The sequence below is a fragment of the Flammeovirga pacifica genome (assembly GCF_000807855.2).
GTDB lineage: Bacteria > Bacteroidota > Bacteroidia > Cytophagales > Flammeovirgaceae > Flammeovirga > Flammeovirga pacifica.
This window is the reverse complement of the sequence record NZ_JRYR02000001.1, coordinates 55,565-68,600: the sequence shown is the minus strand read 5'-3', so window position 1 is coordinate 68,600 and position 13,036 is coordinate 55,565. Positions and strand designations below refer to the sequence as shown.

Annotated in this window: 13 protein-coding genes; 1 reads left to right on the top strand and 12 read right to left on the bottom strand. The window is 28.7% G+C overall.

Going from position 1 to position 13,036, the window contains the following annotated elements; all coding sequences use genetic code 11:
* Positions 1-9: 9 nt before the first annotated feature.
* The 9 genes from NH26_RS00290 to NH26_RS00250 all read right to left on the bottom strand — a co-directional run bounded on the left by NH26_RS00290 (position 10) and on the right by NH26_RS00250 (position 5,479).
* A complete protein-coding gene (locus NH26_RS00290; protein ID WP_158021849.1) occupies positions 10-423 on the bottom strand; it encodes a hypothetical protein in 414 nt (137 codons plus the stop codon).
* A 296-nt stretch (positions 424-719) separates the two neighbouring features.
* A complete protein-coding gene (locus NH26_RS00285) occupies positions 720-1,241 on the bottom strand; it encodes a hypothetical protein (RefSeq protein ID WP_139262744.1) in 522 nt (173 codons plus the stop codon).
* A gap of 200 nt (positions 1,242-1,441) precedes the next feature.
* Entirely contained in the window at positions 1,442-1,855 is a 414-nt protein-coding gene (locus NH26_RS00280) for a hypothetical protein (RefSeq protein WP_044224692.1), read from the bottom strand.
* Positions 1,856-1,953: 98 nt separating this feature from the next.
* A complete protein-coding gene (locus NH26_RS00275; protein ID WP_044224693.1) occupies positions 1,954-2,463 on the bottom strand; it encodes an FEKKY domain-containing protein in 510 nt (169 codons plus the stop codon).
* A 160-nt stretch (positions 2,464-2,623) separates the two neighbouring features.
* A complete protein-coding gene (locus NH26_RS24950; RefSeq protein ID WP_084812014.1) occupies positions 2,624-2,728 on the bottom strand; it encodes a tyrosine-type recombinase/integrase in 105 nt (34 codons plus the stop codon).
* Between the two features lie 243 nt (positions 2,729-2,971).
* Positions 2,972-3,763 carry a hypothetical protein gene (locus NH26_RS00270; protein WP_044224695.1) on the bottom strand — a complete coding sequence of 264 codons (792 nt, stop codon included), beginning with the start codon at positions 3,761-3,763 and terminating at the stop codon, positions 2,972-2,974.
* A complete protein-coding gene (locus NH26_RS00265; protein WP_044224698.1) occupies positions 3,760-4,251 on the bottom strand; it encodes a glycine-rich domain-containing protein in 492 nt (163 codons plus the stop codon). The genes NH26_RS00270 and NH26_RS00265 overlap by 4 nt, the downstream gene beginning before the upstream one ends.
* Positions 4,252-4,412: 161 nt before the next feature.
* Positions 4,413-4,817 (bottom strand): tyrosine-type recombinase/integrase, encoded by a 405-nt coding sequence (locus NH26_RS00260; protein ID WP_317040992.1) that lies wholly within the window; start codon positions 4,815-4,817, stop codon positions 4,413-4,415.
* Between the two features lie 293 nt (positions 4,818-5,110).
* Positions 5,111-5,479, bottom strand: a complete 369-nt coding sequence (locus NH26_RS00250) for a hypothetical protein (protein WP_052432072.1) — start codon at positions 5,477-5,479, stop codon at positions 5,111-5,113.
* 207 nt (positions 5,480-5,686) lie between these two features.
* On the opposite strand from NH26_RS00250, the gene NH26_RS25200 reads away from it, so the two are divergent.
* The gene (locus NH26_RS25200) at positions 5,687-5,953 is read left to right on the top strand and encodes a hypothetical protein (protein WP_139262741.1); all 267 of its coding nucleotides are present in this window, start codon (positions 5,687-5,689) and stop codon (positions 5,951-5,953) included.
* Positions 5,954-5,985: 32 nt separating this feature from the next.
* On the opposite strand, the gene NH26_RS00245 is transcribed toward NH26_RS25200, so the two are convergent.
* From NH26_RS00245 to NH26_RS00240, 3 genes are all read right to left on the bottom strand, one after another.
* Entirely contained in the window at positions 5,986-7,470 is a 1,485-nt protein-coding gene (locus NH26_RS00245; RefSeq protein ID WP_044224701.1) for a hypothetical protein, read from the bottom strand.
* Between the two features lie 224 nt (positions 7,471-7,694).
* A complete protein-coding gene (locus NH26_RS25710; protein ID WP_242427342.1) occupies positions 7,695-7,802 on the bottom strand; it encodes a hypothetical protein in 108 nt (35 codons plus the stop codon).
* A 245-nt stretch (positions 7,803-8,047) separates the two neighbouring features.
* Positions 8,048-13,003: a T9SS type A sorting domain-containing protein gene (locus NH26_RS00240; protein WP_044224702.1), complete on the bottom strand. Its 4,956-nt coding sequence runs from the start codon at positions 13,001-13,003 to the stop codon at positions 8,048-8,050.
* Between the last annotated feature and the right edge of the window lie 33 nt (positions 13,004-13,036).

The window sequence follows — 13,036 nt, the reverse complement described above, 5'->3', positions numbered from 1 at the left end:
CGTTGGTAATCATCTGTAATAAATACCCCAACTATCCGTAAGAATTTTCGTCCTTTTAATCCTAGTGAATCCTAGACTTAATGGGTCATCTTGACTTCCTTCTAAATCAGAATAATATCCACCAATATTTTTAAGAAATCCTCCAAACTCAATATAGCAATACCCATCTTGATATTGACATGGACTTGATTTATTAAAATTATTTCGAAGAGTTAAGTACTCATCTTCTGATAGAAGTTCTTTAAATGATTTATCCTCGATAATCCATGATCCACTTACTCGATCGGCAGTTGAAATTATTGTATTGTATTTTTCAAATATCTGAATTGTCTTTCCATGGAATATATTTAAAAACCCAACTGAAATAAAATCACCAATAATTATAAACATAGAAACAACCAATAAGATATGAACAACAGTCATTTTAATGTTTTTAGAAATTCTATATTTTTTTGATATTAACCTTAATAATAAAGTCAACACGACAATTACTTCTAAAAACATTAGTAATTCGAACAGAAAAATCCAGTTGAAAAATGTTACTCGAAAAATATAGAACAAGCTAATCAAGAGTATATTCAATAGTATCGCATTTTTCTTATTCATTTATCCTAATATTATCTGTAATTCCTCTTTAATGTAAATGGTTTGCCAACGGATACGGCTATGAAGAGTATTTTTTGTCGCTATTTTAATTTGACAATTACAATTGAGTTAGTTTAACTATCATTACTAAAGTCTATTCTACTTAATTTCTCATTTAAAAAGAATAAAATCATCCTACTGTCTGTCATTTCTCCTTTAAATGATATTGGTATTTCACAACTTTTATATGTTGCTTTATTTCTATATATTCTTGCTGATTTAAAAGAACTACAATCTAAATTAAAATATTTTGATACTTCACTAATAGTTATTGTATTATTAAATTTCATTTTACCTATTATTAGTTCAGTTGATACTTGATCAAAGTCAACAACACTTAAAACACATTTATCTATATTTTTATAATACTCAAAATAGGTCTTCCCGACATAAACTATTGAATCAAAAGTAGCCATATCCATTTCAACTGGAATAGCTTTTATACTGTCGATTTTTATATTTAATGATTTTAGTTCCGTTAATGTTATTATGGAGGGAATAGAATTATTTAACCTTATGCTAGAAAAATCTATTGATTGAGCATTTAATAAATTAGTTATTCCAATGAACATTAATATTAAAAACAATTTTTTCATTTTATCTGCGATGTAAAATAAAGGCCAATGTATGTCTAAGAGTAGTAAGGCATTCTTTGATTGTACTAAATTGTCTACTGTCACTTAGCCAAAGCAATGTTATTTTTTTTTGCCTAAAAATAAACCAATTCTTTGATGCGCTAGGTCTCAAATAACCATTTCTCTTAAATAACTTTTAGATTTTGTAAGCAAACGTATTATCAGTTTGTTTTAAAGTTCAAGTCTATATATTCTTTGAGTTCGTGATTGATACTATCAATTTGATTTACTCTTCTTACTTTTTTTCCAACCAAATTAATGTCAAGAAATTTATTACCAAATCTTTGCTTAATTGCCAATGATTCTATTTCGTGGGTTTTAATATTGTTTTTAGTAGATCGAAATAATGTGATAATTAATATAATGAAATAAGAAGTTCCTATAAATAAGCCTGTCCAAAGTAAGAATTGATCTCCAGTTTTCATGAATCTTAAAAATGATATTATCCCATAAAAAGTCCAAAGGATGGATGAGAATATTCGGAAACTATATTGCTTTTTAGCATTGTCTATGATTGATATTCCTTCTTTATCAAATGAAATTTCACCATTTTTTAGTTTAAAAGTCTGCTTCATTGGTTAATCTTTAAGTTTGCTAATGTGATGACTAAACTACGTGAGCGGTTGTTTCAACCGTAATTGGAGTTTAGTTGATGTTGAAAAATGTAATATTATTAATAAGTTTCTTTTAAACCTATAACATCAAGATTGATATCAAGTAACCATTTTTTATTATACACTTTTGTTAAATATGAGAAGATTTCTTGATTATATGCTATCATTATTTCAATTGGTGGTGCTTCACAACCATATTCATAATAACATATATCATATTTCTGCTCGAAATATTTTTTACCAGAATTAATACTTCTCGTACATCTACAATTTGAAAGTAATAAAAGTGGAAACCCTTTACTAATGTCATCAATTGCAAATTTTCTAGCAATTTGAGAATCTGTAACAGAAATTAATTTATTAAAAGATGTAGAATCTAATTGTGCCTTCGAATAATAGAGCAACCATACTACTTCTTTATCTTCTAGTAAATCTAACTTTGATAAGATACTGTCATTATCAGCTTCTAAATTTGAAAATTCTTGTGTAGTGTCTTTATTCTGACCTTCTACAGGTGAAATATTACAAATTATAAATAATAAAAACAGAAGGAATTTAAAATATAACATTTGAAAAAAGAGAGTTTCTTTAAGGATTAATATTAGTAGAATGTTGTGAAAATTAATGTTTCTAATTTACTAAATAATATTCATTATTATAATATATATTACAAATTATCTAACGAATTTTACTATCACTTACTACTCTAGTAATCAAATGGGTATAAATCTAGATAGTGTTCGAAGAGTTATGCCATACTAATGATTGGATGCATCTAAAATCTACGCCATTTTCCAATAGGTGGGTGGCAAAACTGTGTCTTAATGTATGCACAGTTACTTAAATTGAGGATTTTCAAGTATTTTTCTATTCTTCTTTAGAGGTAAAAAGGTGTGTAGAAAAGAAGATTTAAGAATCATTGAAAAATTGATTACGAAAAAAGACCTTTCAAATTAATGAAAAGCCTACCCTAAGTTCCATACTGACTTCAATATATAACCCACCGCCTTTATTCAACTAGGGCTTAATTTTAGGTCTTTCAGACCAAACTAAGCCCTAATTATTGGCACCAGTTTTTTACCCGCAACCACCACAACCTCCATCTGAACCGCAACCACTATCGCTTGATGAATCATCAAATCCGTTGACAGATTCAATTATTGGAATAAAATCAGAATCATTTATAGCCATTAAATCGAATTGATTTTTGGTCGTATTATAGTAGTATAAATCTGAATAACCATAATCGACCCAAACAGAATCAGAGTTCTCTTTTCTGAAATTAGATTTCTTTTTTTCTATCAGTTCGAAAATTTCGGTTGGTATTTTGGGTATAAGAACAATATTCCCATTAAGAGAGAGTAGTGTTTCTTCTATGCCTTTAACTTTTTTGGTTGTATTGGTTTTAATTCGTTTGAGTTCACTTTTTATTTCTTTTTGGACATTTATTCCATTTTCTGAAATGACTTTTATTCCTAACAATCTTTGAAAAAAATTAGATTTAAAATATTGTTTCATTCGGTGGTCAGAATAAATATATTTTAATTTATAGTCTTCACTATTTTTAATCTTTTCGAATGCGGTTTTTAATAGGTTTGAGAGTTTTACTTTTAGGTCATTATCTTTTGTGAATACAGACAGAAATATGGATTCGTGTTTTAATGGTTGATAGCTGTTAAATGCTTTCCCTAAACTAACTATTGGGTTTTTCTTGTCCTTTTTTGATGCTTCTCCATTAGTTTCTATTTTGAGTACTTCTTTTAATATTAAGTCAAAGAAAGTAACTCTTGCAAGTTTGTCAACTTTTACTTGAGGATTTTCAATAAGCAAGATTTCTGCTGGTGATAAATCAGTTAGTTCTTTAATCATACTTTTATAATTTTGGGAACTATCCAATTTCTATGAAGGTTAATTCTCCTAAAGTTTAGTTCTCCAAATCTTACTTTTGAAGATGGCCATATATCCAATGGTGTATTTTTATTAAATGTTTTCAAATACAATTCTTTTGTTTTAGAATACCAATCTTCAAATTTTTCTTTTTCACTTTTTCCACCTTTAGTTGGTCCGTGATGTATTTCTCTTCCTAAAGTATTTTTACAAAAATCTGTCCAATACGAACGTGTGTATAAAAGGTGTAAATGCCAAACTTGGTCAACTTGGTCAGAAGGTGTTAACGGATGGTCAGAAATACAGATTAAAAAAATGAACTTTTTGTATTCATTAATTACCCGTACGGAATATTCGTATTTCCATCCATTTTCTCTACATAATCTGTCGGTAAAAGTAAATGTAGAATCAAAATCATCCAATTGGAATTCTTCTAATTTTTTCCATAATGTTTTTTGTTCTACAGTCATTTTTCAAATTGGTGCCAACATTGGATAAACGCAATGGCGTTTATCCCTTAATTTTTAAGAATATACGCCATATGGCATATAACTATTAGTAAAAATTATGTTTCCAATTTACTAAATGACTTTAAATATTCAAATCTACATATTCATTATTCTAATATATATTACAAATTATCTAATGGGCTTTTTATATCGCTTACCACTTTGGTACTCACATGAGTATAAATCTGAGTGGTTTGCGAGGAGGTATGCCCTAATAATGATTGTATGTACCTTAAATCCACACCATTCTCCAATAGGTGAGTAGCAAAGCTATGTCGTAAAGTATGTACTATTACCCTCTTTTGGATCTTAGATTTTAAAACAGCTCTTTTTAAAATTTTACCAACAGAAGTTTTACTGTATTTACCTCCTTTTTCGCCTTCAAATAGATACTTTTTTGGTTTATATTCTCTAAGTATTAATAAGGTATTTTCAGATAATAAAGTGTTTCTGTCATTGTTGCCTTTTCCTTCTTCCACTCTAATCAACATTCTTTTTGAGTCTATATCTTTAAGGTCAAGATGAATTAACTCACTTATTAATCCAATAAATTATCATTAAAATCGCATTATGTTTTAGATTCTTAGTATTTTCAATTATTGCCTTACTTCATCAATACTTAACACAACAGGTAGTTTATCTTTTTTTCTTGGGCGTTGTACATTGTGAAAACAATAATCTATTTCTAAGAGAGTTTTGGATTGAGGCCCATCTTCCAACTTGCTAATATCTTGATATCCGTTTTCCTCTAGAAACAATATATATTTTTGAAGCATAGAAGTATATATAAAAGCTGTATTTAATGAATATCTAAAGAGTTCTAACTTTTTAACCAATGTAATAAGTTGTATTGACCTATTTTGAGGGTATTGGGGTATTGGGCTTTTATCTTTTTATACAGCGTTTCATAAGAATCTACTTCTTTTTTACTTAGTTCTTCTTTGCTATTACTCTGAAACACCATCTTGGTATCTACCCAAGCAATACCCTTAAAAGTAGTAAATACATTTTGGATGCTTTTATAGCTATTTGGAATAAAGATACATTCCAATTCTTTACTCCATTTTACTTCAGGTAGTGTTTTTACCAACTTTTTCATTCCATCTGTCATAGGGAATGATAATTTGATGAACTTTTGATTTTTGATTTTAATCGGATTTAAACGAATATCAGGAGTAGACTTTGTCATATGAATAAAGGTTTTGTAAAACTTTACTTTATGACAAATTTTATAAAATCAATCCAATTAACCGTGTATTACACGGGTATACTCGTGTAATACATGGCTATTTTAAAGTTTCTATTAATATCAACGGTTGAATTAAATTGTAATACTAGCTTATTTTTAAAAAGTAATGTATTAAATTAAAGTTCATCGCTTAACAAATAACGATTCATGAATAACAAAAAATGCCTCTATTGTGAAGAACCTATTTTGGTAGGGAGATCGGATAAAAAGTTTTGCTCTTTAAGTTGTAAAGATGCTTATAACAATCAGAAATCATTGCGTAAAATTTCAGATCGATCATCTCACGAAAAAATCATACATCAGAATTATAAGATCTTAAGAAAGTTATGTCCAAAAGGACACGGGACTGTAAGAAAGAGTACAGTAGAAGAAATGGGACATAACGATTTGGCTAAACGCTGTAGCGTCCCGTAGGGCGTTATTGCGTTTAGGTTTTGTCATGCACTTTAATTTTGGCTCTTTAGATAAGCATTTAGGACTCTTTTGTCTAGTACTGCCGGATTTGTAGATTGCACAATCCTGTAATAATCAGTAGGTTGACTAAGGTTTTCGATGCTTATTAAAGTATCTTTAAACTTCGAGTTCTTTTCTTTTACTTGAGATAAAAGTGAATTGAATTGATTGATACGTGTATTTAGTTGGGAAACCTCAAGCGGAGTGATTTCATTTCCTAAACTGTCAAATTCAAGGGGCATTAAAATTTTGTCAGGTGTGATATCAACAATTGGGATTATAACTTCTACATCTTGAGTATTTATCAAAGTCGAATCCAATGATTTTAAAGCAGTATAAAGATTTACAATCTCCCCTTTTAAACGATTTGCACTGTTCTCTGCGTTCACTTTTTGAGCTTGTTTAGCTATTGTTGAAATATGAGTGTTAAGAGCACTTGTGTAGTCAAGCACTAAGACTCGTAATGATAAATTAAGAGAAGAATCTACATTATGATATAGTTTTTCTTTCATATAACCATAGGTGGCTTCTGCTTGGATTGGCTTTATTACCTCAACGTTTGGAGTTACGGGTTCGCTGAAATTTACTTCTGCATTGATATTAATCTTATTGTATTTTTTAGCTGATACCTTGATTCTATCAACACCATAAATCGAAGAAACGAAGAACAATTTATAATCACCTCCTGCTAATGAGTCAGTATTCATCTCTGTTACACATGAATTAATAAAACCTGAATTTCTACTATCTGCTATGATTTGAAAAACATTATTATCTGTAGGTTGCCATTGCTTAAAATGAGCATTTTCAATTTCCCAAATAATTTCAAGCAAATTAGAGTTTTGGAAAGATGCTCCAAGCTTATTTAAAAATGGTATTCCAGACAAGCCCAAGCTGGCTGAGTTAGCAGAACTAACGTGGTCAATTATGTCGAAATATTTATTATCAAAAATTCTTAAATCATTTTCATTTTTCCAGAAAGTCGGCTTTAATGTTAAGGTTTTATCCTTTTTAGAGTTGTAAAATATAAAAGCTCCCAAGGGAGGCATCTTGTCATTAACATACTGGTTTGAATCAAGGAGTACATTTAAAACATTATCGTTTCCAAGTTTTGCCAGTACTTCATTTAGTTCGACAATATTGAGTTTTTCAACTTTAGGAAGAACCAATTCAATCTCATTAGTCATCTGGTTATTTAAGTCATTAAATTCTCGAATAACAGGAAGAGTTTCAACTCCAGAGCCATATCCTATGAATTTTACTTTTTGTCCTCTTTTTAGCTTAATCGTGTAAGACTTGGATTGTGATAAATCCAGTTTAAATATGAACTTAGGTTCTTCCTTTTCAACATCTTTTATAATCTGATAGAAAAGTTGAATTTGCTGTGCTGATTTGTTCGCAAATTTCACTTCAAATTTTTTCGCTGATACTGAAAGAACTGTAAATACGGTTAATACAGTTAAAATTAAATGTTTCATTTCTAATTTATTAAGTTGATTCTTTTGTGCACAACATTGGATAAACTCAATGGTGTTTATCCCTTAAATTTTAAGAATATACACCATATGGCACATATCCACAAATATTTTTAGCTCCCCAAATATATTAAACAGATGTTAACATACAAATAAAAGTATTAATTATTTTAATATATATTACAAATTATCTAATAGACTTTTAATATCACTTACTACTCTAGTAATCACATGGGTATAAATCTGGATCGTTTCGAAGAGTCACGTCCTAATAGTGATTGAATGTACCTTAAATCTACGCCATTTTCCAATAGGTGAGTAATAAAACTATGTATTAATATATGTACAGTTACTCTCTTTTGGGTTTTTGAATTTAAAGTAGATTTCTTACTATATTTTGCTCCTTTTTACCTATTCCACTCGAATCAACACCTTTAAATTCAAGAAAGATAAGTTCGAAGATATTTAAGTATGATCTTGATAAGTAATGGATCACTTTTCTTTTGATAGAAAATCAAAAAGGTCAGCATCTTTGCAGATACTGACCTTTTAAGTCGGTAAACCTTATTTCTATTCGTATCTATTCTTTGATAAATCTTGAAGAATAAACACCATTCGATGTTTGTATTTTTAGTAAATATACACCTCTCGCTAGAGTGGAAACATTTACTTGGTTTTGATTAGTATTTAAAACCATTTTCCCTTCTAAATTGAAGATTGATATTCCTACAATGTTTTCTTGTTCTGTAAAACTTACATTCAAGTTATTTACTGCAGGGTTAGGATAAACTAAAAGTTTATTTTGATCAAATTCTTCTACTGAAGTAGGATCTGTTGATACCACTAATATCGGTACTAAAGTTTGAGTATAATTAGCAGCACTTACACTACCCGCCTCTAAACTAATCAACTGAATTCCTGTTGAATTAAAAGTCAACTCATTCCCTTCTAAGTCAACATTTCCATTTACAACACTTGCTGTAACATCTCCAATAGATGTTGCTTCTATAGTAATTGAAGGGGTAATGAATTTATCTACTGTACTTGGAATGTTGTGATAGATAAATGCAGATTCTTTGTAAGACGCTCTTTCAAATAATTTCCAAGAATCTGAATTAGCATCATATTTCTCAGTGATATTTTTATATCGTTCGAAACGAACGCCATCAAACATTTCGGTATTTTTATTCCATAGGTAGTACATATTCCCGAACTTTTTATACAGTGGAATAAATTGTTTTGTATTGTCATCATATAAATGTTCGATTAAATAGTCACTTGCACCTGCTCTATCATCATCTATGTCTAAATAGTATCTCGATTTCACCCATTCTTCATCAATGTATTCATAGAACATATAAGAATCAATATCCTCTTCTTGAACAGTAAGATTTATATAATAATCAAAATGTTCTCTTTTATATTTAGGAACAAATTCATCTTTTTCACCATTCCAAACATAATAGGTAAATGTTGATTCACCATCCTGATTATATCCTTCAGCTTCTTTACTACCACCAACTTTTTCACCATTTTGATAGAAAACTTCACTAGAAGAATACGCACCATCTATATAAGATTCATTTATTTCCTCAGTAGTTTGATATTTCCCATCAATATAATCTTGTATTAAAATAGTTGAGCCAGACTGATCATTCGAATATAACCTTTTTGTATCAGGAATAAACTTATCATTTTCCCATTGTTGTTTTTCAACAACTTTTGTGTCTCCCTCAAAATAAGTTAACTCTTTAGATACTGGCACCCATTTGTTATTTATATATGATAAAACATCTTCTTGAACTTTGTCTCCAAAATGATTATAATAATTAACATTTTTAGTTTCCATTACATGCTGACCATTTTCGTAACTTCCTAAAATCCTAGTCGTTTTAATTCTATTACCTCTTTCGTTAAGTTCATAGGTATAATTATTAAAAGAACTAGAGCCATAGTATGCACTCTGAATCATAACTTTTTTGACGTTATATTTTCTGAAACTACCGTAATCTCTTTCGAAAGTGGTGTTATAAAAATATAAATAAAACGATTGGTCACCATAATTCTGTGCCGCGTATTTTTTCTTCTTTACATAAGGAATATTATCACTTTCTAAATAGTTCCCAGATATTTCTGAAGTTGTAATAGCTATTGAGTTATGCATACAAGGCTCAAAATCATATTTAACTGCTAAAGAAGTACTAATGTCTTCTATTTTAGAGACCCTATTATTTTCATATGAAATTAGATATTGTTTATATAACTGATAATTAGGAGATCCTTGAGTACCGTTATTATAATACACATCAATAGTTGATAATAAACCATTAGAATAAGTTTCTTCTAATTGATAAGACTTATCATCATTATACCATAAACCATCTGACGAATTTAAAATAAATACTCCTTCATTAAAAAAGTCTAAATCATAATACGATTCTAAATAACTTAAAACTGTTGGAGAATTAGCTCTTTTTATTTCAGACCTTAAAGAAGTGCCACTAAATTTATCAAGAATATAATCAGTGTATGTTGAAATAAAGGTTGATTTAGTTTCGTCTGTATAATCAGAACTTATAATAGTATACCCATCATTAGTTGTTTCGTTCTCCGTATACAATTTCACCTCATAAACATCTTCTTCATTTCTTTTATTAGATTTTAAAATAGAGTAAGAATTAGACGTTAGATAATTGTATTCAGTTTTCGTATATTTTATAGATGCACTTTTATCAAAATCTACTTGTGTTAAAATACGGTTATTTACATCAAACGTTCTCTCTCTGTAATCTCCTACTTCAAATTCTCCATCTACTAACACATATGAAGCATATTTTTTCTCTACCAAATGATCATCTTCTAAATACTCATAGTCGTAACCATAACCTGATCCAAAAGAGTTAGTACTTTCAGACCATCTATGCTTTCTTCTATAGTTAATTTTCCTTCCATATTGGTCGTAATTAACAAACACCTCTTCATCATTTACCCATTCACCATTCAAGTATTGTTTACTTAAAGTATTTATTGACTTATCATTATAAGTATTCTCATACTTACTACCACTTTCAAAGTCATTTTTGTATACATCATAATTATTATAATTCTCTTTTATTAAAAACCTAAATTGATCATCATAAGTATTAATAGCTTTTTCAACTTCAAGCCATTGATTCAAAACAAAAGAATACTCATTATACTTTGTTAGAAAACTATCTCCAAAATCTGAATAGATATATTCTCTTTCTTGTTTTGATAATTCTTTATAATTACCATCTTCACCAAGATTTTCACTTAAAGCATAATAAATTTCGTCTCCATTATCGTTATATCTATATTCTTCAAGACTAGAATTAGCCGGTGAATTCTTATCTGAATAAAGTTTTCTAAGGAATTCTCCTTCTTCATTGTAAGTATATTCAGATATGTAACTAGGTTCCGATTTAAATACATCATTTTCAATTTCGTAAACCTCTTTCTTCGTTACTTTTCTTGAGAACCTTTTGCTGTATACATATTCGAATTTTTCAAACTCATCGGCCACCCATTTATCTTCAGAGGCACTATAATACTCTCCATGTAATAAATTTTCTGCCTTATCAATAATTTCTATATACTTATAGTTTTTCTTCCAAGAATCATTATCATATAAGTACTTTTCTAAAATTGTTTTACCATCTTCTAAAGACTGTACGAGTTTCTCTGAATTAACTAAAGTACCATCAATATTTTCTTTAATGTAAATCTCAACTTTATCATTCTCTTTTTCATAATCATGAGTTTCCTCTAGAACCCATTCATTATTTTCAACGCCGTAAATTTGATGTATTCCTGATTTTTTGTATGGTTTTTTATAAACGTTTTTAGAGTATTTTAACCATTCGCCATCCGTAAATTCACCTTTATATCTTTCATAAGAAAGAATTTCATTACCTAACCAATTGTATTTATAACCTAAATCTTTGACCAACTCTTTCGAGTCTTCATCATAACGTACGATGAAATAGCCATTTTGAGTTCCATTTTCATCATATTCATATGAATATCTATAATCAATAGTTTTTACGCCATTAATTCCTTCAAAATAAGTAACAGATAAATAATTATTATTTTCATCTCTAATTACTTCGTTACCGTAAGTATAGACTTCTACTTCACCTTTATTTGTATAAATATATCTATCATAAGAAGTGTTGTTGTTGTCTACTTCATTCCTATTTATTTTTTTTTCAGTTAAATAATATAACTCATCCTCTGCGTTCCAATCATAATCAGAGTAAGAATAAACTCCTTCTTCTAAATCTTTTACTATATGATCATATATTTCTTTAGAATATTTATACCATTCTTGAGTATTAGAATCATATTTTTCAATTTCATAACCATAATAAAAATCCTCTTCATTGAAAAGGTTTGTTCGTTTTGAAATAGGTTCGAATACTTCAGTAATCAAATTATATTTATGAGTTATAATTTCAGCATAAGAATGATCATTAAAAAAAGTATAATATATCTTAAGATATGGTGCTAGTTTAGAAGTGTAATAAGAATTATAATTAGTTACTATCTTAGTATTTCCTTCATACTCATAATCCGAAGCACTAGAAATTTCCCATTGTCCATTATTATAATATGCTTGTTCAACATAAATCAGACTACTATCAGTTGTAGAATATTTTTGTATTTTTCTACTATATTTTTCTAAACTAAAATTATAAGCATCATCAAGATGGTAAGTAACTTTAACTTCAGTATAATCATCCGGGTATTCAGTCACTTGTTTTTCAACCGTTTTTAATTTACCATGTCGACGGTCCTTCTGTTCGTAATATATTTGTTTTTCACCTTCATAAGCATAACTAACTTCAGACCAAACTATTACTGAATTATCAGATAATGTTATATGTTCGGTTTCTTTAGTTAAATGCCCTAAACCATCGTACTGATAGGTAGTTGCTCTTTTATAAATAGAATCAGTATCACTTTTGATTTCATACCAAACTAGTGAATCACTCTTATTTGGAATAAGATCTTCTGATGTTCTAGCTGCACTTTGTACAATAGATGCACTTTCATTTAAATTCAAAGGATTTGAATTAAATAAATCGTTTTGTACCTTTCTTTCGTTATCAATAACGAAATGTTCTAAATACTTTTTTCTTCCCTGAATTAACTCTTTTTTTTCAGATTCCTTCATATGATTTATGAAATCTTTCTGAAATGGCAAAGGCAATTCTTTTTCCATTAGCAGGTTATTAAAACTGCTTAACGAGAGACCTTGATTAGCCTGAATATCTTTCGATATACCTTTTACAGGTGAATCTAATTCTTTATCAAAAGATACATACTCTTTACCATGAGATAATACAATTGATTCATCATCATTTTTAAGTAATTTGAGATAATTACTAATCCTTGATACAGGAATTTCAATAGTATCACTTTCTATTGAATCATTTTCAGAATGACCTAATAACTCTGTATTATAGTCTTCATTAGTCTTTATTTGCTGTCCTCTGACGACAGTAAATGTCATCAACAATAGTGAGAGGCAAAAAAAATGTATGGT